We start from the raw sequence: 20,266 nt of genomic DNA, 5'->3' as shown, positions 1-20,266 counted from the left end.
TGGCCGCATGCCCGACGACCGCTTGTATTTTCGCCAACTCCTCGCCGGCCGCGATTGGGCCGTCGGCGATCCGATCGCGACGCAGATGCGGAACTTCTCCTATCTCATCGGTGATCGGGAGACGGGCGACTGCCTCGTCGTCGACCCCGCGTATGCGGCGGGCGATCTCGTCGATGCGATCGAGGAGGACGGCCTGCGCCTGTCCGGTGTGCTCGTCACGCACCACCATCCAGACCATGTCGGCGGGACCATGATGGGGTTCACCCTCAAAGGTCTGGCCGAGTTGCTCGACCGCGTGCAAGTGCCGGTCCATGTGAACGAGCATGAGGTGGACTGGGTTTCGAATGTCACGGGCATCGAGAAGAGTGTGCTGACCGGGCACGGCCATCGTGACAAGGTCAGTGTCGGCGCGATCGAGATCGAACTACTGCATACCCCCGGCCATACGCCGGGCAGCCAGTGCTTCCTGCTCGACGGCCGCCTGGTTGCGGGCGACACGCTGTTCCTCGAAGGTTGCGGCCGGACCGACTTTCCCGGCGGCGATCGCGACGAGATGTATCGCAGCCTGCAGAACCTCGCGCAGCTCGAAGGCGACCCGACCGTCTTCCCCGGCCACTGGTACTCCGACGAGCCGAGCGCGGCACTGTCGACGGTGAAGGCGACGAACTACGTGTTCAAGCCGCGCAACCTTCAAGAATGGCGGGCGTTTTTCGCCTGACGCCGCATCGCCTAGCGGAGTTTCGTCATCCAGCCGTGGATGTCGGCGAACGTGCCGCGCTGGATGCCGGTCAAGGTGTCGCGCAGCGCCATCGTCACGTCACCCGGCTCGCCGTCGGCGATCGTGAATTCGCCGTCCGCCGATTTCACCGAGCCGACGGGCGTGATCACCGCAGCCGTTCCGCACGCGAACACCTCGGTGATCTCGCCGGACTTCGCCTTCTTCTTCCACTCGTCGGTCGCGATCTTGCGCTCCTCGACCGCGAAGCCCGCGTCGGCGGCGAGGGTCAGCAATGAGTTGCGCGTGATGCCTGGCAACAACGAACCGGACAGCTCGGGTGTGACGAGACGCGCGTCCGGACCGGACCCGAACACGAAGAAAAGGTTCATCCCGCCCATTTCCTCGACGTAGCGGCGTTCGATCGCGTCGAGCCATACCACCTGGTCACAGCCCTGCTCAGCAGCTTGCGCCTGCGCAACGAGCGAGGCCGCGTAGTTGCCTGCGAACTTCGCTGCTCCCGTGCCGCCGGGTGCGGCGCGGACGTACTCCGTCGACAGCCAGACCTTCACCGGCTTGACGCCGCGCGGGAAGTAAGCGCCTGCAGGCGAAGCGATGAGCAGGTACCTGTACTGCGACGCGGGCCGCACACCCAGACCTGCTTCGGTGGCAAACATGTAGGGACGCAAGTACAGCGCATCTTCCCCACCTGCGGCGGGCACCCACTCGTGGTCGACGTCGATGAGTTCGATGACCGACTGGATGAATAGCTCTTCCGGCAAGGACGGCATCGCGATGCGCTGCGCCGAGGTTTGCAGGCGACGAGCGTTCGCGTCGATCCGGAACGACGAGATTCCGCCACCCTGCTGCCGGTACGCCTTCAGTCCCTCGAAGATCGCCTGGCCGTAGTGCAGCACCATCGAGCACGGATCGAGCTGGATCGGGCCATAGGGAACAACCTGCGCGTTCGACCAGCCGGCGTCTGCCGTGTAGTCGATGGACACCATGTGATCGGTGACGTATTTGCCGAAACCAGGTGCCGCCAGGATCGCAGCCCGAGCCTGCTCCGTCGCTGGAGACGGATGCGGGACACGACTGAAGTCGAGGGCGGCAGATGTCATGCCCGCAATTCTATCGAACGGCCACCGTTACTTCGTCTTGACCTCGACAAACGGCGGGTTGACGACCTCGCAGCGCAGGCGCCGTCCGCGGACGTCGACTTCGACCTCGGCGCCTGCTTCGATCCCCGCTTCCGAGTCGACGAGCGCGAGCGCGATCCCGACCTTCAGCGTCGGCGAGAACGTGCCTGACGTCGTCTCGCCAACCGGTTCCCCGTCGCGCAGCACGGACTGCCCCTGCCGCAGCACGCCGCGGTCCAGCAGTTTCAGCCCCCACATCTTGCGACGCGGACCGTCAGCCTTTTCCTTCGTGAGCGCGTCTTTGCCCCAGAACTCCGACTTCTTCCACCCGATCGCCCAGCCACATCGGGCCTGCAGCGGCGAGATTTCGAGCGACAACTCGTGACCGTGCAAGGGGTAGCCCATTTCGGTGCGCAACGTGTCGCGGGCGCCGAGCCCGGCCGCCGCTCCCCCTGCAGCCTGGACCTGCTCGATCAACGCCCGGAAGAGCGCTTCGGCGTCGTCCCAGCGTGGCAGTAGTTCGAAGCCGTGCTCACCGGTGTAGCCGGTTCGGCACACACGCACCGGCACCCCGGACCACTCCGCGTCCTCGAAAGCCATGTACTCCATGTCGGTCGGCAAACCCAGTGCGGCAAGCACTTCGGTCGAGCGTGGCCCCTGGACGGCGAAGACGCCGAACGCACGATGCTCGTCGGTGACGGTAATACCCTCCGGTGCAACCTTTTTCAGCTCTGCGACGACTGCCGCCGTGTTGGCCGCGTTGGGCACGAGAAACATCTCGTCGGCGCTCACGTAGTACGCGATCAGATCGTCGACGACACCGCCGTCAGCTGTGCAGCACAGCGTGTACTGCGCCTTGCCCGGCCGGATCTTGCCAAGATCGTTGGTGAAGGCGCTGTTCACGAAATCCGCTGCGCCAGGACCTTTCACGGTCGCCTTGCCGAGGTGGCTGACATCGAACAGCCCGACCGTTGTGCGGACCGCATTGTGCTCGGCGACGGTGCCCGCGTACGACACCGGCATCGACCAGCCGCCGAACGGCGCGAACGTCGCGCCGAGCTCACGATGGACGGCCTCGATCGGTCCCTGCAAAAGGTCTGCGTCGGTCATGGCACCAAACGCTAGCCGACGGGTCCGACGGGCATGGCTAGCATTGGCATGTCCCGGCCGTCACCACCCAAGGAGACCTTGTGAGTTCCGCGCAGCCCCCAGCCCGACCGCTCGGCCCCGAGCTGGCGCTCAGCGAAAACCTCGAAGCCGCCGACGTCCTTGTGATCGGCCTGTTCTCGGGCGATGACGGTCCGACGATTGCGGGCGACGGCCTGAACGACACCGCGGATCTGTTGGCCCAACTCCGCACGGTCGGCGCGAAAGGTAAAGCCGACGAGGTCACTCGCGTGCCCGCGCCCGAGTCACTCGGCGTAGGCAGCGTCGTTGCCGTCGGACTTGGTTGCGCCGACGACGTGAACGCCGAGCAGATTCGTAAGGCTGCCGGTGTGGCAGCCCGGTCGCTCGCAGGCACCGCTAGCGCGGTCACGACTCTGTCGACGATCGACCTCGGCGCGGCCGCGGAGGGCTTCTACCTCGGCGCGTACTCCTTCACCGCCTTCAAGACCAAGAACGGCGACGACCCGCTCGCCAAGGTCACGTTGGTGTCGACCGCGTCCGACGCAGCAACGACCCTCGAGCGCTCGGCCGCGATCGCAGAGGCGGTGTCCACCGCCCGCGAGTTCGTCAACACTCCCCCGAGCCACCTCTACCCGGCCGAGTTCGCTTCGCGGGCAGCGGCTCTCGGCACCGGTGTCGGATTGGCCGTCGAGGTGCTCGACGATGTCGCTCTCGAGAAGGGCGGCTACGGCGGCATCTACGGGGTCGGCAAGGGTTCGTCGCGGCTGCCACGGCTCGTCCGGCTGACCTACGCGGGCGGCGACGACTCGGCACCGAAAGTCGCGCTCGTAGGCAAGGGCATCACGTTCGACACCGGCGGCATCTCGATCAAGCCTGCTGCCAATATGGAGCAGATGACCTCCGACATGGCGGGAGCCGCGGCGGTCATCGCGACGACCGTCCTCGCCGCGAAACTCGGTCTGGCGATCAACCTGACCGCCACGGTCCCGATGGCCGAGAACATGCCGTCCGACACGGCCCAACGTCCCGGCGATGTGCTCACGCAGTACGGCGGCACCACCGTCGAGGTGATCAACACCGACGCCGAAGGTCGCCTGATCCTGGCCGACGCGATCGTGCGCGCCTGCGAAGACGGGCCCGCCTACCTGATCGACACCGCAACACTCACCGGCGCACAGATCGTTGCACTCGGCAACCGGACGCCGGGCGTGATGGGAACCGACGAATTCCGCGACCGCGTCGCCCGAATCTCCCAAAGCGTCGGCGAGAACGGGTGGCCGATGCCGTTTCCCGCGGAGTTGCGCGCCGACCTCAAATCGAACGTCGCCGACATCGCGAACGTCACGCCACACCGCTGGGGCGGCATGTTGACTGCAGGGATCTTCCTTCGCGAGTTCGTCGCCGAGGGAGTTCAGTGGGCACACGTCGACATCGCAGGCCCCTCGTACAACACCGGCGGGCCGTGGGGTTACAACCCCAAAGGCGGCACGGGCGTACCGGTCCGCACGCTCATCGCCGTGTTGGAAGACATCGAAGCCAACGGTTAGCCGTCGGCTTCGCGCCTGCGCAAGATCTTCTGGCGGGCGTCGAAGTCGCGCATGCGCTGTGGATACCCGGTCTTGCGAACGTCGTAGACCGGGATCTTCAGTTCGTCGGCCAGCTTCGACGCGCCACGCTCACCGACGATGCGCCTGGTCCACTCCCCGTCGGTCGCAATCAGCACCACCGTCACATCCGTGACCGTCGTTTTCGGCTCGACGTAGGCCTCCACTCCCACGTGGGTCCGCGTCCATAGAGCGAGGTAGGCGGAGTCCTCCTTGCTCGCCGAGCGCGCTCCGCCGGACTTGCCGCGCTTCAACCGATCGAACAGCCCCAACGAGTGCCTCCCTCGGTCGCCGCCCAGCTGCGGTGGTGCAATCAATCTTGCCAGCTACCCGCACCACCAATCGTGGCTTCGGCCAACCGGTCCGGCCGCACGGCGAAGTTGCGTAGATGTAAGGATGAAGATCACAGCAAGACCCCCCGCGAATCGCGGAGGCAAAGCACAATGGTGGGCGATCACGAGTTGCCCACCACCCGAGTACCGAACTCAACTGTCGAGGAGTCAACAGACATGGCCTTCTCCGTCCAGATGCCAGCTCTTGGGGAGAGTGTCACCGAGGGAACGGTGACCAGGTGGCTCAAGCAAGAGGGCGACACCGTCGAAGTCGACGAGCCTTTGCTCGAAGTCTCGACGGACAAGGTCGACACCGAGATTCCGTCTCCCGCAGCAGGTGTTCTGACGAAGATCACCGCACAGGAAGACGACGTCGTCGAAGTCGGCGGCGAGCTGGGCGTGATCGGCGACGCGAGCGAATCGTCGTCTTCCGACGACTCGGCACCGAAGGAAGAGTCCGAGCCGGAGCCTGAGCCTGAGCCCGAGCCCGAGCCGGAATCGAAGTCCGAGCCGGAACCAGAGCCCGAGCCGGAGCCCGCGAAAGAGGAATCGAGCGGTTCGGGGGAAGGTACGTCGATCACGATGCCAACCCTCGGCGAGTCGGTCACCGAGGGCACGGTCACGCGCTGGCTGAAGGCTGTCGGCGACTCGGTCGAGGTCGACGAGCCTTTGCTCGAAGTCTCGACGGACAAGGTCGACACCGAAATCCCGTCGCCCGTCGCGGGCACGTTGCTCGAAATCACTGCGCAGGAAGACGACGTGGTCGAGGTCGGTGGCCAGCTGGCCGTCGTCGGATCGGGTTCGCCCGCGAAGAAGGCGGAGCCCAAGGCCGAGCCGAAACCCGAACCCGAACCCGAGCCCGAACCGGAACCGGAGCCCGAACCGGAACCAGAGCCCGCACCGGAACCTGAGCCCAAGGCGGAGCCGAAGCCTGAGCCCAAGCCGGAACCCAAGGCCGAAGCGAAGCCGGCACCGAAGGAAGAGTCCGACTCGGCGCCGTACGTCACCCCACTCGTTCGTAAACTCGCCGCCGACAACGACGTCGATCTCTCGACGCTCACCGGAAGCGGCGTCGGCGGCCGAATCCGCAAGCAGGATGTGCTTGCGGCTGCCGAGGCGAAGAAGGCTCCCGCACCGGAACCCGCGAAGCCTGCAGCTGCTCCCGCGGCCGAAGCACCGAAGGCCAAGCCTGCGGCAGCCCGTCCGGACCTGGAGCACTTGCGCGGAACCACGCAGAAGGCAAACCGGATTCGCCAGATCACTGCGATCAAGACTCGCGAATCGCTGCAGACGACTGCGCAGCTGACGCAGGTCCACGAAGTGGATATGACGAAGATCGCAGCTCTGCGGGCGAAGGCGAAGGCGAGCTTCAAGGAGCGCGAAGGTGTCAACCTCACCTTCCTGCCCTTCTACGCGAAGGCCGTCGTCGAGGCGCTCGGCGTACACCCGAACGTCAACGCGAGCTACGACGAGCCGAAGAAGGAAATCACCTACCACGCAGCGGTTCACCTCGGCATCGCAGTCGATACCGAGCAGGGCTTGCTGTCGCCGGTGATCCACAACGCGAGCGACCTGTCGTTGGCGGGGCTCGCGAGGGCTATCGCCGACATCGCCAACCGCGCACGTACCGGTGGCCTCAAGCCCGATGAGCTGTCGGGTGGCACGTTCACGATCACCAACATCGGCAGCGCGGGCGCACTCTTCGACACACCGATTCTGGTTCCGCCGCAGGCGGCGATGCTGGGTACCGGTGCGATCGTCAAGCGCCCCGTGGTGATCACCGACGAGTTCGGCAACGAATCCATCGGTGTGCGGTCGATGTGCTTCCTGCCGCTCACCTACGACCATCGCCTGGTCGACGGTGCAGACGCCGGTCGTTTCCTCACGACCATCCGGCACCGGCTCGAAGAGGCGTCGTTCGAGGCAGAACTCGGCCTGTAGCTGCCGATGAGAATCACGATCGCGGGTTCGTCCGGTCTGATCGGTACGGCGCTGGTTGCGTCGCTTCGCCGGGATCGGCACGAAGTGGTCCGGTTGGTGCGTCGTCCGCCCGCAGGGGCGGACGAGTACCAGTGGGATCCCGAGCAGGCGCTCATCGACGAAAAGGCACTGCGCGGTTCCGATGCCGTAGTGAACTTGTGCGGGATCAACATCGGCGACAAGCGATGGTCCGGCACGTTCAAGCAGCAGCTGCGCGACAGCCGGATCACGCCGACCGACGTTCTTGCCAACGAGGTCGCGCGCGTCGGCGTGCCGACCCTCGTCAATGCCAGCGGCATCAGTTTCTACGGCGACACCGGCGATCGCATCGTCGACGAGAGCTCGCCGTCCGGTGACGGCTTCTTTCCGGCGCTGTGCAGGGATTGGGAGCAGGCAACCGAGCCCGCGCGTGCCGCCGGTGCCCGCACGGTTCTGTTGCGTAGCGCGCCGGTCATGTCGCGGCGTGGCGGTGTGCTGGAACGGCTGAAGCTCGTGTACTCGATCGGTTTGGGCGGTCGGCACGGCAGCGGTCGGCAGTACTTTCCGTGGATCTCGATGGACGACGAGATCGGTGCGATCACCTTGGCGATCACCAACGACGCACTGAGCGGTCCGGTGAATCTGGTCGGTCCGGCGCCGGTGACGAACGCCCAGTTCAATCGGGCGCTGGCCAAGGCTTTGCACCGGCCGGCGCCGTGGGTAGTACCGAAGTTCGTCCTTTCTGCGGCGTTGGGCGAGCTCGCGCAGGAGTTGCTCTATGGCCCGCGAGCAATCCCGACCGCGCTCGAGAAGGCTGGATACTCGTTCCAGCACAACACGATTGCCGAGGCGCTCGAGGCTGCGCTGACGTGACGCAGATCAGGGACGCGCAACACTCGGACCTGCCAGCGATACTCGAAATCCACAATGCAGCCGTCGTCGAATCGACTGCGATCTGGGACGACGAGCGCGACGACCTCGCCGACCGGGTTCGATGGTTCGACGAGCGTCGTGCGGCCGGATTCCCCATCCTGGTGGCTGACGTCGACGGGCAGGTGGGCGGCTACGCCACCTACGGACCGTGGCGGTCCAGGTCCGGGTACCGGCACACGGTCGAGAACTCGGTGTACGTGGGCGCCGACTTCCAGCGCCGTGGCCTGGCGACGCTGCTGTTGACCGAACTGCTGGACCGTGCGCGGGCAGCGGGGCTGCACGTCGTCGTTGCCGGAATCGAATCGTCCAACCAGACGTCGATCGACTTGCACGAGAAGTTCGGCTTTCGCGTGGTCGGCCAAATGCCCGAGGTGGGAACGAAATTCGGCCGCTGGCTGGACCTCACCTTCATGCAGCTCACGTTTTCCTAGGCGCGTAATCTGGCTCCATGACGCGTAGAACGGAATCGGCACGGCTGTCGACGGAGCCCGTCGCCGTCGATCACCTCGGCCTGATCGACTATCGCGAAGCGTGGGAGCTGCAACGCCGCATCGCCGACGAGCGTGCAAACGACATCGGCACGGACCGTTTGCTGCTGCTGGAGCACCCGTCGGTCTACACCGCAGGCCGCCGCACGGACCTCGCCGATCTGCCCCAGGACGGCACTCCCGTCATCGACGTCGATCGTGGCGGAAAGATCACGTGGCACGGTCCAGGGCAGCTGGTCGGGTATCCCATCGTGAAGCTTGCCGAGCCGGTCGACGTCGTCGATTACGTTCGCCGGCTGGAAGAGGCGCTGATCGCCGTGTGTAACGGTCTGGGTGTCGAGGGTGGCCGAGTCGAGGGTCGGTCGGGAGTGTGGCTGCCTGCTTCGTTCGTTCGCCCGGAGCGCAAGATCGCCGCCATCGGAGTGCGCGTCCAGCGCGGCGTCGCGCTGCACGGCTTCTCGTTGAACTGCAACCCCGACCTGTCGGCCTTCGACACCATCGTTCCGTGCGGAATTCGCGATGCCGGTGTGACGTCGCTGTCGATCGAACTGGGCCGTGAGGTCGGCGTCGACGAGGTCACGGCCGTTGTCGCCGAGACCGTCGTCCGCGCCCTCGACGGTGTGCTTCAGGTCTCCGCTCATGACGTCGCAAGGGACGCCCGCGTAACATCGGGAACGTGACTGCCTCTCCGGATGGACGAAAGCTGCTCAGGATCGAGGTCCGAAATTCGGAGACCCCGATCGAGCGGAAACCTGGCTGGATCCGGACGCGCGCGACGATGGGTCCGGAATACACCGAGCTGAAGAAGCTCGTCAAAAGTGAAGGGCTGCACACGGTTTGCGAGGAAGCCGGCTGCCCCAACATTTTCGAGTGCTGGGAAGATCGCGAAGCGACCTTCCTCATCGGCGGTGAGCAATGTACCCGTCGCTGCGACTTCTGCCAGATCGATACAGGTAAGCCCGACGCGCTGGACCGTGACGAACCACGCCGGGTCGCCGAGAGTGTCGCGACCATGGGCCTGCGGTACTCGACCATCACCGGTGTCGCGCGTGACGATCTCGACGACGGCGGCGCCTGGTTGTACGCCGAGACGGTCCGGGCGATTCACGCCAACAGTCAAGGCACCGGCGTCGAGTTGCTCATTCCCGACTTCAACGGTGTGCCCGTACTGCTCGACGAGGTTTTCTCCTCGCGTCCGGAGGTGCTGGCGCACAATCTCGAAACCGTGCCGCGCATCTTCAAGCGGATTCGTCCTGCGTTCCGTTATCAGCGCTCACTCGACGTCATCACCGCCGCGCGGGAGGCAGGCTTGGTGACGAAATCCAACCTCATCCTCGGCATGGGTGAGACGCCCGACGAAGTGACCGCCGCGCTCGCCGATCTGCACGACGCGGGCTGCGACATCATCACCATCACGCAGTACCTGCGGCCCTCACCACGGCACCATCCCGTCGAACGATGGGTCAAGCCGGAAGAGTTCGTCGAGCACTCGAAGACGGCGCAGGACATGGGGTTTGCCGGAGTCATGGCCGGCCCGCTCGTCCGGTCGTCCTACCGCGCCGGCCGGCTGTACGCGCAAGCGATGGCCCACCATGGCCGCGAAATTCCAGCGGACATGGCGCACCTCGCCAAGGAAGGCAGCGCCGCGCAGGAGGCCAGCTCGGTTCTCGCTCGCTTCGCACCTGCCGGATAACCGGCGGCATTCACGACCCTCGGATGGGCCTATTCTTGGACCATGGCGAACGGCACGAATGCGAGCAAAGAAGCAAAAGCGGCGGCGAAAGCTGTCAAGAAGCAGGAGTCCAAGGAGCGGCGCGCGCAGCTCTGGCAGGCGTTCAACCTGCAGCGTAAAGAAGACAAGCTGCTGCTGCCGTTGATGATCGGCGCGCTCGTGTTGTCGATCGTCGTGTTCTTCCTGGTCGGCTTGATCTTCGATCTCCAGTGGTTCCTGCTGATCTTGGGCGTTCTGGTCGGCATCTTGCTCGCGTTCATCATCTTCGGCCGCCGCGTGCAGAAGACCGTCTACGGCAAAGCCGAGGGCCAGGCAGGCGCGGCAGCGTGGGTGCTCGACAACCTCAAGGGCGCGTGGCGGGTGTCCCCGGCCATCGCCGCGACCACTCATCTGGACACTCTGCACCGCGTGATCGGACGTCCCGGAGTCATCCTCGTCGCCGAAGGCGCTGCGCACCGTGTCAAGCCGCTCCTCGCGCAGGAGAAGAAGAAGACTGCCCGACTGGTCGGCGATACGCCTATCTACGACGTCATCGTCGGCAACGAAGAAGGCCAGGTCCCGCTGAAGGACCTGCAGAAATACCTGGTCAAGCTGCCGAACAACATCGACACCAAGCGGATGGACAACATCGAGTCCCGTCTGGCGGCACTCACCGCTCGTGGTGGGCCGGCTCTGCCGAAGGGCCCGATGCCCGGTGGCGCGAAGATGCGCGGCGTGCAACGGACGATGCGCCGCCGCTAGAGCGTCAGCGCGAGCGGACCACCACGGTCTTCGACACGCGGTCGTGCACTCCGCGACCGTCGATGTCGGTGATGAGGCCTGGGATCACGAACGCGAGTAGCACCGACCGAAATACCCCAGACACGATTCCGACCCGCGGCGCATTATCGACGCGGGCAACCTGCAGGCCGAGAAAGTACTGCCCAGGGGTGAAGGAAAACAGGCTGACGGCCAGAATGCCGATCACCATCCACACCAGCAACGTGATCGTCGAAACCTGGCCGCTCACAGTCTCCTGACCGACGAGCAACGCCGCGATTCCGACTCCCATCAGCCAATCGATCGTGAGCGCGCCGATTCGACGGCCGCTCCCGGCAATCGATCCCGGCCCGGATTCCGGGAGGCCGAGCCGCTCCCCCCGGTACTTCGTCGTCGCATTGCCGTCGCCCACTGGACCCGACAGCCATTCGCCGGTGATTCTCGCCATGCTGCAAGTTTAGGTTGCAAGATCGCCCCCCGGCTCGCGGCCACTGATCTTCGATGGCAGTATGGGTGCGCTCGCTCACATTGCAGGCAATCGTGGTAGAGCGGCGCGCAAAAGTGCACGTGTAACACTGGCGAAACACAGTCTTGACTGCGGGGCAACACCAGGTCCATAGCGTCTGGTCGCGACGCAACATGTAGTTGTCATTGACTGGGAACCGAACTGAAGGAGCAATCAGCGTGGCGTTCAGCACGGCCGAAGAGGTCATCAAATTCATCGCAGAGGAGAATGTCGAGTACGTCGACGTTCGCTTCAGCGACCTTCCCGGTATTCAGCAGCACTTCTCGATTCCGGCGAAGTCTTTGACGACAGACCTCGCTGAAGAAGGACTCGCGTTCGACGGCTCGTCCGTCCGCGGCTTCCAGTCCATCCACGAGTCGGACATGCTGCTGCTCCCCGACTTCACCACCACTCAGCTGGACCCGTTCCGCGCCGCCAAGACGCTGAACATCAACTTCTTTGTGCACGACCCGTTCACTCGCGAGTCCTACAGCCGCGACCCCCGCAACGTCGCGCGCAAGGCCGAGGAGTACTTGGCCAGCACCGGCATCGCCGACACCGCGTTCTTCGGTGCCGAGGCCGAGTTCTACATCTTCGACTCGGTCAATTACGAATCCGGCGTCAACCACGCGTCCTACGAGATCGATTCGGTCTCCGGCTGGTGGAACACCGGCAAGAAGACCAACTCGGACGGCACCCCGAACCGCGGCTACAAGGTTCGCCCGAAGGGCGGCTACTTCCCCGTCGCTCCGTACGACCACTACGTGGACCTGCGCGACACGATCGCCACCAACCTGCAGAACGCGGGCTTCGTCCTCGAGCGTGGCCACCACGAGGTCGGCACCGCCGGCCAGGCCGAGATCAACTACAAGTTCAACACGCTGCTTGCCGCTGCTGACGACCTGCAGCTGTTCAAGTACATCGTGAAGAACACCGCCTGGGAAGCAGGCAAGTCGGTCACCTTCATGCCGAAGCCGCTCTTCGGCGACAACGGCTCGGGCATGCACGTGCACCAGTCGCTGTGGAAGGACGGCAAGCCACTGTTCCACGACGAGGCCGGCTACGCGGGTCTGTCGGACCTGGCACGCCACTACATCGGCGGCATTCTGCACCACGCGCCGTCGCTGCTGGCTTTCACCAACCCGACCGTGAACTCCTACCACCGTCTGGTTCCGGGCTACGAAGCGCCGATCAACCTGGTCTACAGCCAGCGCAACCGTTCGGCCGCGGTCCGTATCCCGATCACGGGCAACAACCCGAAGGCCAAGCGTCTCGAGTTCCGCGCACCCGACAGCTCGGGCAACCCGTACCTGTCGTTCGCAGCGCAGATGCTCGCAGGCCTCGACGGAATCAAGAAGAAGATCGAGCCCCAGGCACCTGTCGACAAGGACCTCTACGAGCTTCCGCCCGAGGAGGCCAAGAACATTCCGCAGGCCCCCACGAGCCTCGCGTCCGTCATCGACCGCCTCGAAGCGGATCACGAATACCTCACCGAGGGCGGCGTCTTCACCGACGACCTCATCGAGACCTGGATCAACATCAAGCGTGAGCAGGAAATCGCACCGGTCAACCTGCGCCCGCACCCGTACGAATTCGAGCTCTACTACGACGTCTAGGTCAAATAGGCCGCTGGCCTGCGGGTTCTCGCTCAGCTAGTTCGCTCCGTCCGCAGGCCGTCCGCAGGCCGTCCGCAGAAGCACCAAACGAGTCCATTCGTTCCGCCAGTACTTCACCGATGGCGGTCCGGGTGGACTCGTCTGCGTCGGGCCACATGTGCCCGTACACATCAAGCGTCGTCTTCGCACTGGCGTGCCGTAACCGCGCCTGCACGACCTTCACGTCTGCACCCTTGGAAATGAGCAGCGACGCCAGGTAGTGACGGAAATCGTGGAACGTGAACTCGTCGGGCACGCCTTCAGCAGCACGCGCCTTGACCGCGCGCAGTGCGCGGTCGATCTGCCACGGGGGAACCGGATTCCCTTCGGCGTCGGACACGAGGTACTCCCCCGGCCATCTCTGCACCGACGCGGACAACATGAGCGTCAGCTCACGCGGTACCGGAATTTCGGCGTCGCTGCCCTTGGTCTTGAGCGGCTTGTCTGGCCACTGCCGTTGCGGATGAACGATCCCGCGAACGAAGTCCACGTCCGAGGTCTTCAACGCCGACACTTCAGCGATACGGAGACCAGCGAACGCACCGAGCGCCACGGCAGCGCGAAGGTGTGGCGGCATGGCGTCGTGGATCGACCAGAGGTGCTCGGTAGTGAGCACGTACGGCTTCTGATCGCCCATCGGCGGTGACGTACGACGAGAGCAGGGATTTCGAGCGAGAAGCCCGTCGTACACGGCAGCTTCGAGAACCTGATTGAGCCTGCCGTGCAGGGCGTAGACGTAGCTCGGTGCGCTACCGCCCGTTTTCAGCTTCGCGCACCATGCCTGTATCGCAGAAGGCCGGACCGCTGAGAGCTGCATGTGCCCGAATTCGGCTTCGATCTGACGAATGTGCACCTGCGCGGCTCGCACTGTGCCCGATCGGTTCACCCGGTAGCCCTCTAGCCACGTTTCGCACCATTGCTTCACGGTGATCCGACCGTCGCGCGGTGCAACATGCGTGCCCTGCACTATGGCTGCGGTCTGCGAGTCCAACCACGTCTGAGCGTCAGGTTTCCGGTCGAAGCCCTTGACGTGCTCGGAGCCGAGTTCATCGACGTACCGCGCACGCCAACGCTTCCCTGTGCCGTAGTTCGTAGACCGCACCGGGTCAGAGAGCGGATTCCCTCGGCTATCCACTTTCTGGTTACCGTGCGCATCGAGGCGCGGCACGCGCTGACGTGTGTGCCATCGGTCCTCTACACCCGAGCGGCGGCCTCTCGGCTGCGGTGTGCTCGGCTGTGGTCTCGTGGTCATCGCGAGTCCTTTCGAATGGTCGTGAGTTTTGCGGTGAGTGTTTCGTGGTCTGCGTGACGCACGGTCGCCGCCACCGCGAATTCGGCAATCGACTGGGACAACAGTCGACGCCCGTTCTCGCTCGTCAAAGCCATCACGAGCGCACGCAACGTGTCGATGGGCAGACCGTCGATGTTGCTGGTCTCCCCTGCCGCCAACTGGTCGCGGAACTCCGCGTAGTCGATCTTGCGAACGAGGTCTCGTTCAGCCAGCGCCATCGACTCCGCGATCTTCGTGGCATCGAGGCCACTTTGCTGTGCAGATGTCGCGAGCCGGTCCAACGCGAAGGCGAGATCCTCTTCGCGTTCCGAACCGAGCATCCAATCCAGCGAGACTTGAAAGATCTCGGCGAGCGCCACGGCTTCGTCCACTCGCACAGAGCGGTTGCCCGTTTCGATCTTGGCCAACAGCTGACGGTGTGCGCGCGTCGATGTGTCTCCACGCTGCGCGAAGACCAGTTCGGCTAGGTGCTGCTGCGACCATCCGCGTTGCTCGCGCTCTGCCTTCACTTTTCGGGCGAACAGTTTTTCGATCGGTTCCTTTGTCCCCATATTAGGGACTGTACCATTTTGCGTTGACTATTGACGGCTGGTGTTGGCAATCTTGGAATCACGAGTTGTCCGAGGCTGCAAAGGAAGCAAATGAGCAATCCCAACGATCTCCTGTCCGCCGTCGAGCTTGAGGCCGAGACGGGCACATCCGAAAGCACTTGGCGGTACTGGGCATCGATCAACTTCGGCCCGCCGAGCTTCAAGATCGGCAGGCGGCGAGTATGGCGCAGGTCGACGGTGGTCGCATGGATCGCCGAGCAGGAGCGGCTCGCCAGCCCGGTAGCTGTCGTCGGTGCCGTACAGCCGCGCTCAGGCACTCGGTAGTCGACATGTCCACGCGCATACCGACGTTCGAAGAGCTGGCTGCGTATCCGCCGCAGCGATCGAAGACGTTGAACGCGACGTTGGTGCGGGTCGACCGTAAAACCTGTGCGTTCATGGAGCGGCCTTTTAGGATCGCCGTCGACGGTCACCTCGCCAAAGCCGCTGCCGAGCTACTCGCCGAATGGTGGCGACCGGAGGACGCAGCACGTCCGTGGTTGGTACCAGGTTTGTTCGACAGGCCGAACGTCGAAGTAGTAGTGCTGCCGTGCGCGGGGCTCGACTTTCAATCCTTTTTCGTCGTGCATCCGGTCGCCTGGAGCGATGACCAAGTGCTTGAACGTCTCGCGCGTGCGGTCAACAGTTTCGACCCCACGGCAATTAGCAATTAAGCAAGATTCTTCCCCTGTACGAGCTGGCTATCTAGCTGCTCGACACATTTAGCGCAACTCAAATCGCTTCCCATCGAATCCCTGCAGTGCCTCCCCATCAGTGCAATGCGAACAAGGCTGGCAAAAGTTGCCGGTCTCGGATCGAAAGGGAAACGAGAAATGCGAGTTGCGACCGGGAAATGGCCGGGACGTTCGTACTTCGATGAGCTGGAAACCTGGCCCGAAGCCCGGCTCGAAAAGCTCCGAGCAGCCTTCCACGCGCGCATACGAATGGACACCGAAACGCACCCCACCCTCGGCAGTCCGTGCGTCGTGTGGACCGGTGAGACCAACGGCAAGGGCTATGGGCTGTTGCGATCGCCCGGTAGCCGCCGCAGCTTCGTCGCCCACCGACTTGCGCTGGTCTTCAATGGCATTCGCGATGATCCGAGCTTGGTAGTGAACCACTTATGCCTCAATAGGCGATGCTGCAACGTCGATCACGCGGAGCAGATCACGAGCGGCGAAAACGTGCTGCTCGGTACCGGACCGAGCGCGGTCAACGCGGCGAAGTGGACCTGCGTTCGCGGTCATTTGTTCGACAGCGAGAACACCTACCGCACCGCAACGGGCGGGCGGCAATGCCGAATATGCAGGCGATTCTTGAATCGGCGGCGGAAAGCCCGACTGAAGGGGTCCAGAACAGCAGTTTGGACGGCTACTTGACCCACGGCGCAAGAAAGCCCCCGTGGCCACAGATTGTCATTTAGCAGACCGGGGGCTTGCTTGCCGATTCGGAAGTCGAGTTGCGCTTTTCACCTTAGCGAAACGCGAAAGCCCCGGCAATGGGACCGGGGCCTCGCAACTAGCAACTAACAACTTCAGGGCAAGGTCCAGTCTAACCGGCTGGGCGAAAAGGAGCAGAACAAATGTATTCCATCCCCGCCGAACTCGTAACCGAGGGCATGGCAGGAAGCCTCACTTTGGTACGGGCTGCCGAGCTTCTCGCTGGTGGCGGCTTTGCTGTACTTCCGCTGACTTCGGAGCCGACCAAGCGGCGTCCGAAGGTAGATGCGAGCAAGAACGCGGGCGCGGTTCTCGGAAAGGGTTGGCAGCACAAGACCAGCACAGACCCGGAAACGCTGACTGCGTGGTTCACACCCGCGCCGACCAGTACCGCCAAGCTCGGCGACGCGGAGAAGCTACCGCCTGATTGGTATCGCCCGGTGCCGTTCTCGACCCTTGGAATCGGTGTGCACGTAGGGCCTGATGTCGTTGTCGCCGACATCGACAGCCCGGAACTGGTGCCCGCCGAGATGTGGCAGTACTTGGACAAGGTGCCGTTCCAGAGTTCTAGCGGTACAGACGCCAAGCGCGGCCACTACTACTTCGGCTTGCCGGACTCCGGAGAATTTTTCTTCGGACAGACGAGTGCAATTCGAGGCGGCGCTGGCGAACTGCGGCACGGTAATTCGATCGTGGTGTCGGCACCGTCTGCGCACAGCAAGCGGGGGCTTGGTCGGCGGTACCGCTGGGTCAGGGGCGGGATCGTGGAGAGTATGCCGCTCGCGGTTGCTGCGTGGCTGCAGTCTGAGCGCAAGGTAGCGACGTGGAACGGCGGGGAGCTGACGGTCTGCGAGGCGTCCTGGGCTGACATCGAAGAAATACGCGAAACGTTCACGACGGCAAGCAATCCCGAGATATTGGCCGAGCATGTGGACCACCTCGCCCGAATGTGTGATGACCACGGGCTTCATGCGGGACTCTTGCCCCCTTTGATCGACCTCATTCAAATGGCAGTCTGCGGATTTGTTGCGGCAGCTGACGCGCTCGATGCGGCTGAAGCGCTGTTCGTCGGTATGGCTGTGACGCCGCGTTCGGGTCCGGGCTGGACCGGCAATATCAGGACCGAAGAGCAGGCTCGCGGTGAATTCTGGGACGCGCTGAAGTGGGCTGCTGGACGAGTCGAAGCGAAGTTGGCGGTGAGCGCGGATTGGGTCCGCTACGAAACTTCGGAATTCGTCGGAGATATCTATGGAGTCGCCGTCTCGCCGCTGCCGAAACCTGAAGGGTGGGTGGGCGAAACAAGCAGTGAGGTAGACGAGTGGCCACCCCTCGACCCCTTCCGGGCACCGCCCCCGCCGCTACCGCTCGACGGGCTGCCCTCAGTGCTGCGATCGTTGGTCACCGAAGCCGCAGAGGCCCTTCAGGTCTCGACCGACCTCGTGCTCAACCATGCTCTGGGGGCGCTGTCGAGCGCCCCGTACGGCACCGTCAAGTGCCGAGTGCGGCCCGGTTGGGAGGTACCGCTCAACCTCGCCGTCATGACGCTCGCCAAGTCCGGCGAACTGAAGTCGCCGACCAACGCGCTCGTGATGCGACCGTTCGATCAACTGGAAACCGAACGGCGAGAACGCGACCATGACACTGCTCTCGACCGCGCTGGCGAGATCGAAGCCCTGACCGCCAAACTGGAATCGGCGAAGCGTGCACTCAAGACCGTGCCCACGGCGACGACGCCCGCAAGCGGTAGTCACTTCGCATCTGTGGCGGCTACGGGGTCCGGCTACATCGAAGTGGCTGCGCTGCAACGCGAGATCGTCCGTCTCAAAGGAAAGCATCTCCGTTGGTCCGCGATCTTGGACGATGCGACCCCCGAGGTGGTCGGTGTCCGACTGGCCAGCACGTACACCGGTGCCACGCTGATGCGCAGCGACGAAACCAACATCTTCAGCCACATTGCCGGGCAGGCGCACAACGGTGGCGGCACCGAAAAAGCGAAGGTGTATCTGATGGGCATCTCCGGTGACCCGATTCGCACCGACCGACTCTCACGCGACGAGGTGTACGTCGATAACCCCTCGCTGTCACTAGCTCTGATGATGCAGCCGGAGGTCTTCGAATCGACACTTCGGAACTCGCCGCTGCTTGTCGACATCGGAATCGTCCCACGGTTTCTGATCGTGCGACCCGCATCGAAAGTCGGTAGCCGCAAAGCAGATCCACCACCGGTGTCCAACACGACCGAGCACGGATGGCACACCGCCGTCCACGGCATCGCCACCGCCGCTGAAGCGCACGTAAACCGTGTTCTGCGTAACCGAGCTGTCGAAGCCGCTGCGAAGGGCACGACCGTACCGGTACGGCAGGTCGAGCCGCGCATCATCGTCATCGACGCTGCGGGTTGGGAGCTGCTGCGCGCCTACAAAGATCGCATCGAACCCGAACTCGGCAAGAACGGTCGGCTCGAAGCCGTCCGTGCGTGGGGCGGGAAGTCGACCGCGTACATCGCCCAGATCGCTGCGCTGTTCACGCTCATGGACGACCCGGTAGCCACCGTCGTGGACAACGTCTACATCGCAGTCGCCGAGAAGCTCATCGACGGCTACGCCCTGCATCAGCTCGCAGTCGCGGAGGTACCGACCGAAGCAGCCGCCGAGGCGGTCTGGGCAAGACTCGGCGACCTGGACGATGCGAAGTTCGATGCAGACGGTTACCTGAAGCTGACGGCAGTACGAAAGCTTATACAGAATCAGACATGGTTCAAGAACGCCGAGCTGCGAAACCGCGACGAGTTGCTGCGCCATGCTCTCGACTCGCTGGAGAGTCGCGGATACATCAAAACCGAGGTCGGCAAACGCCAAGATTCCCTGAAAATTCGGCGTCGACCGGACTGCGCATGACGACCGTCCGAAGCCGAGCGTCGATGGCCCAGAAAACAACTGGCACTACTGGCACCCAGGTTTGGGGTGTAAGGCCGATTCTGGAAACCCGCCACGGGAGTCTGAAATTCAGTCACGGGCAAGATATATAAAAAATTGACCTTATTAGAACAGGGTTCCAGTAGTGCCAGTTGCGTAAAAGCCCAGGTCAGACAGGGCCCCAACTGGCACCCAAACCGACTGGCACAACAACTGGCACCCAAAACAGCCAAATTCGACCCAATTCTGCGCCGCCTTGGGTGTGCCAGTTGCCCCTCGGATGTGACAGTCGCTGTGCCAGTTCATTTTCCTGCGTGTGGCTCGTTCAATTGCGGTGCACTGCACTCCCGCACTGTTTTCACCCGGTCGATTGCGATGATGAAAGCGGGGGCGTCTGGGTCGAAAGGCCGATCCCCCATCGGGAGACCGGCCCTACCGCGAAATTTGTTGACGTTAGAAGGAGTCGTTGATCGTCACCTTGTCGTAGTTGGGGGGGAGATCGTCGCCGCTGAAGCAGCTGAGTGTGACGGTCGTGCCGACGTTGATGGGCTCTGTGGTGCAGTCGGCTTTGCCGAGGACTTCGGTTCCGTTCCACAGTTTGATTTCGACGAGTGACGAATCGCGCTTGTCGCGGTTGTTGGTGACTTTGAGTCCGCTTACTTCGATGTCGCCGAGCGCGCCTGCCCCGAGTGTCCAGCCGTCGGCGTATTTGAATCCGTCGACTTCGAATCCTCGGCCCGCGACGATGGTGAGGGGGTTGTTTGTGCCGCCGGGTTTCTCGGCGTCGTCTTTGATGTCGTTGGATATTTCGTTTGCGACGCCTCCGACCAAGGCGAAGCAGCCGCCCACCAGCAATATGAATCCGATGATGACGCCGATGAGGACATTCCGGACGGTGTGCTTCTTCTTCGGTTTGGGCAGGCTCGGGTTGGGGACCCATGCGTTGCCGGTCCAGACGAACTGTCCGTCGGGGCTGACTTGCCCTGGAACTGGTTGCTGTGGTTGTCCTTGCGGTGTGGTCATTTGCCCTCTGTCCCCGGATCGTGTTTCACCGCAGTATTTCCCGATACTGTGCGCGGCGA

The 20,266-nt window shown here is 63.7% G+C and carries 20 protein-coding genes; 13 read left to right on the top strand and 7 right to left on the bottom strand.

Annotated elements, in window-relative coordinates:
* Positions 1–7 precede the first annotated feature (7 nt).
* The gene (locus tag FGL95_RS07370; protein ID WP_169585567.1) at positions 8–718 is read left to right on the top strand and encodes an MBL fold metallo-hydrolase; all 711 of its coding nucleotides are present in this window, start codon (positions 8–10) and stop codon (positions 716–718) included.
* Between the two features lie 11 nt (positions 719–729).
* Here FGL95_RS07370 and FGL95_RS07365 read toward each other — a convergent pair whose 3' ends face one another.
* Positions 730–1,836, bottom strand: a complete 1,107-nt coding sequence (locus FGL95_RS07365; protein ID WP_169585566.1) for a branched-chain amino acid aminotransferase — start codon at positions 1,834–1,836, stop codon at positions 730–732.
* 27 nt (positions 1,837–1,863) lie between these two features.
* Positions 1,864–2,964 carry a glycine cleavage system aminomethyltransferase GcvT gene (gene gcvT, locus FGL95_RS07360; protein WP_169585565.1) on the bottom strand — a complete coding sequence of 367 codons (1,101 nt, stop codon included), beginning with the start codon at positions 2,962–2,964 and terminating at the stop codon, positions 1,864–1,866.
* Between the two features lie 80 nt (positions 2,965–3,044).
* On the opposite strand from gcvT, the gene FGL95_RS07355 reads away from it, so the two are divergent.
* A complete protein-coding gene (locus tag FGL95_RS07355) occupies positions 3,045–4,529 on the top strand; it encodes a leucyl aminopeptidase (protein WP_169585564.1) in 1,485 nt (494 codons plus the stop codon).
* Here FGL95_RS07355 and FGL95_RS07350 read toward each other — a convergent pair.
* Positions 4,526–4,858 (bottom strand): oxidoreductase, encoded by a 333-nt coding sequence (locus FGL95_RS07350; RefSeq protein WP_169585563.1) that lies wholly within the window; start codon positions 4,856–4,858, stop codon positions 4,526–4,528. The genes FGL95_RS07355 and FGL95_RS07350 overlap by 4 nt on opposite strands.
* A gap of 237 nt (positions 4,859–5,095) precedes the next feature.
* Here FGL95_RS07350 and sucB point away from each other — a divergent pair, with 237 nt between their 5' ends.
* From sucB to FGL95_RS07320, 6 genes are read left to right on the top strand one after another with little or no spacing between them, the layout of a single operon-like run.
* Positions 5,096–6,859, top strand: coding sequence for a 2-oxoglutarate dehydrogenase, E2 component, dihydrolipoamide succinyltransferase (gene sucB, locus FGL95_RS07345; RefSeq protein WP_169585562.1), 1,764 nt, complete (start codon positions 5,096–5,098; stop codon positions 6,857–6,859).
* 6 nt (positions 6,860–6,865) lie between these two features.
* Positions 6,866–7,750, top strand: coding sequence for a TIGR01777 family oxidoreductase (locus FGL95_RS07340; protein ID WP_169585561.1), 885 nt, complete (start codon positions 6,866–6,868; stop codon positions 7,748–7,750).
* The gene (locus FGL95_RS07335) at positions 7,747–8,241 is read left to right on the top strand and encodes a GNAT family N-acetyltransferase (RefSeq protein WP_169585560.1); all 495 of its coding nucleotides are present in this window, start codon (positions 7,747–7,749) and stop codon (positions 8,239–8,241) included. Before FGL95_RS07340 ends, FGL95_RS07335 begins: the two co-directional genes overlap by 4 nt.
* 17 nt (positions 8,242–8,258) lie before the next feature.
* The gene (lipB, locus tag FGL95_RS07330; protein ID WP_169585559.1) at positions 8,259–8,978 is read left to right on the top strand and encodes a lipoyl(octanoyl) transferase LipB; all 720 of its coding nucleotides are present in this window, start codon (positions 8,259–8,261) and stop codon (positions 8,976–8,978) included.
* Positions 8,975–9,991 (top strand): lipoyl synthase, encoded by a 1,017-nt coding sequence (gene lipA, locus FGL95_RS07325; protein ID WP_169585558.1) that lies wholly within the window; start codon positions 8,975–8,977, stop codon positions 9,989–9,991. Before lipB ends, lipA begins: the two co-directional genes overlap by 4 nt.
* 42 nt (positions 9,992–10,033) lie before the next feature.
* Positions 10,034–10,771, top strand: a complete 738-nt coding sequence (locus FGL95_RS07320; RefSeq protein ID WP_169585557.1) for a DUF4191 domain-containing protein — start codon at positions 10,034–10,036, stop codon at positions 10,769–10,771.
* A 4-nt stretch (positions 10,772–10,775) separates the two neighbouring features.
* On the opposite strand, the gene FGL95_RS07315 is transcribed toward FGL95_RS07320, so the two are convergent.
* Positions 10,776–11,237 carry an RDD family protein gene (locus FGL95_RS07315; protein WP_169585556.1) on the bottom strand — a complete coding sequence of 154 codons (462 nt, stop codon included), beginning with the start codon at positions 11,235–11,237 and terminating at the stop codon, positions 10,776–10,778.
* Between the two features lie 236 nt (positions 11,238–11,473).
* Between FGL95_RS07315 and glnA the strand changes: the two genes are divergently transcribed.
* On the top strand, positions 11,474–12,910 hold the full coding sequence (gene glnA, locus FGL95_RS07310) for a type I glutamate--ammonia ligase (RefSeq protein WP_169585555.1): 1,437 nt from the start codon (positions 11,474–11,476) through the stop codon (positions 12,908–12,910).
* Between the two features lies 1 nt (position 12,911).
* Here the strand turns inward: glnA and FGL95_RS07305 are convergent, their stop codons facing one another.
* Together FGL95_RS07305 and FGL95_RS07300 are read right to left on the bottom strand one after the other, a co-directional pair.
* Entirely contained in the window at positions 12,912–14,051 is a 1,140-nt protein-coding gene (locus FGL95_RS07305; RefSeq protein WP_338079746.1) for a tyrosine-type recombinase/integrase, read from the bottom strand.
* 146 nt (positions 14,052–14,197) lie between these two features.
* Positions 14,198–14,791, bottom strand: coding sequence for a helix-turn-helix transcriptional regulator (locus tag FGL95_RS07300; RefSeq protein WP_169585553.1), 594 nt, complete (start codon positions 14,789–14,791; stop codon positions 14,198–14,200).
* A gap of 90 nt (positions 14,792–14,881) precedes the next feature.
* Between FGL95_RS07300 and FGL95_RS07295 the strand changes: the two genes are divergently transcribed.
* The 4 genes from FGL95_RS07295 to FGL95_RS07280 all read left to right on the top strand — a co-directional run bounded on the left by FGL95_RS07295 (position 14,882) and on the right by FGL95_RS07280 (position 19,166).
* Positions 14,882–15,115, top strand: a complete 234-nt coding sequence (locus tag FGL95_RS07295; RefSeq protein ID WP_169585552.1) for a helix-turn-helix transcriptional regulator — start codon at positions 14,882–14,884, stop codon at positions 15,113–15,115.
* A 5-nt stretch (positions 15,116–15,120) separates the two neighbouring features.
* Positions 15,121–15,504, top strand: a complete 384-nt coding sequence (locus FGL95_RS07290; protein WP_169585551.1) for a hypothetical protein — start codon at positions 15,121–15,123, stop codon at positions 15,502–15,504.
* A gap of 159 nt (positions 15,505–15,663) precedes the next feature.
* Positions 15,664–16,209: an HNH endonuclease family protein gene (locus FGL95_RS07285; RefSeq protein WP_169585550.1), complete on the top strand. Its 546-nt coding sequence runs from the start codon at positions 15,664–15,666 to the stop codon at positions 16,207–16,209.
* Between the two features lie 203 nt (positions 16,210–16,412).
* Entirely contained in the window at positions 16,413–19,166 is a 2,754-nt protein-coding gene (locus tag FGL95_RS07280) for a DUF3987 domain-containing protein (RefSeq protein ID WP_169585549.1), read from the top strand.
* 471 nt (positions 19,167–19,637) lie between these two features.
* On the opposite strand, the gene FGL95_RS07275 is transcribed toward FGL95_RS07280, so the two are convergent.
* Positions 19,638–20,207 carry a hypothetical protein gene (locus FGL95_RS07275; RefSeq protein ID WP_169585548.1) on the bottom strand — a complete coding sequence of 190 codons (570 nt, stop codon included), beginning with the start codon at positions 20,205–20,207 and terminating at the stop codon, positions 19,638–19,640.
* Positions 20,208–20,266: the final 59 nt, after the last annotated feature.

The organism is Antrihabitans stalactiti (assembly GCF_012932915.1).
In the GTDB taxonomy this organism is placed as follows: domain Bacteria; phylum Actinomycetota; class Actinomycetes; order Mycobacteriales; family Mycobacteriaceae; genus Antrihabitans; species Antrihabitans stalactiti.
The sequence above is the reverse complement of the archived record's forward strand: the minus strand, read 5'-3'. Positions and strand labels throughout refer to the sequence as shown.

Coding starts and splice junctions, on each gene's coding strand:
- FGL95_RS07370 (WP_169585567.1), top strand. CDS start 8: ATGCCCGACGACCGCTTGTATTTTCGCCAACTCCTCGCCGGCCGCGAT.
- FGL95_RS07365 (WP_169585566.1), bottom strand. CDS start 1,836: ATGACATCTGCCGCCCTCGACTTCAGTCGTGTCCCGCATCCGTCTCCA.
- gcvT (WP_169585565.1), bottom strand. CDS start 2,964: ATGACCGACGCAGACCTTTTGCAGGGACCGATCGAGGCCGTCCATCGT.
- sucB (WP_169585562.1), top strand. CDS start 5,096: ATGGCCTTCTCCGTCCAGATGCCAGCTCTTGGGGAGAGTGTCACCGAG.
- FGL95_RS07340 (WP_169585561.1), top strand. CDS start 6,866: ATGAGAATCACGATCGCGGGTTCGTCCGGTCTGATCGGTACGGCGCTG.
- lipB (WP_169585559.1), top strand. CDS start 8,259: ATGACGCGTAGAACGGAATCGGCACGGCTGTCGACGGAGCCCGTCGCC.
- FGL95_RS07320 (WP_169585557.1), top strand. CDS start 10,034: ATGGCGAACGGCACGAATGCGAGCAAAGAAGCAAAAGCGGCGGCGAAA.
- FGL95_RS07315 (WP_169585556.1), bottom strand. CDS start 11,237: ATGGCGAGAATCACCGGCGAATGGCTGTCGGGTCCAGTGGGCGACGGC.
- FGL95_RS07300 (WP_169585553.1), bottom strand. CDS start 14,791: ATGGGGACAAAGGAACCGATCGAAAAACTGTTCGCCCGAAAAGTGAAG.
- FGL95_RS07295 (WP_169585552.1), top strand. CDS start 14,882: ATGAGCAATCCCAACGATCTCCTGTCCGCCGTCGAGCTTGAGGCCGAG.
- FGL95_RS07290 (WP_169585551.1), top strand. CDS start 15,121: ATGTCCACGCGCATACCGACGTTCGAAGAGCTGGCTGCGTATCCGCCG.
- FGL95_RS07285 (WP_169585550.1), top strand. CDS start 15,664: ATGCGAGTTGCGACCGGGAAATGGCCGGGACGTTCGTACTTCGATGAG.
- FGL95_RS07280 (WP_169585549.1), top strand. CDS start 16,413: ATGTATTCCATCCCCGCCGAACTCGTAACCGAGGGCATGGCAGGAAGC.
- FGL95_RS07275 (WP_169585548.1), bottom strand. CDS start 20,207: ATGACCACACCGCAAGGACAACCACAGCAACCAGTTCCAGGGCAAGTC.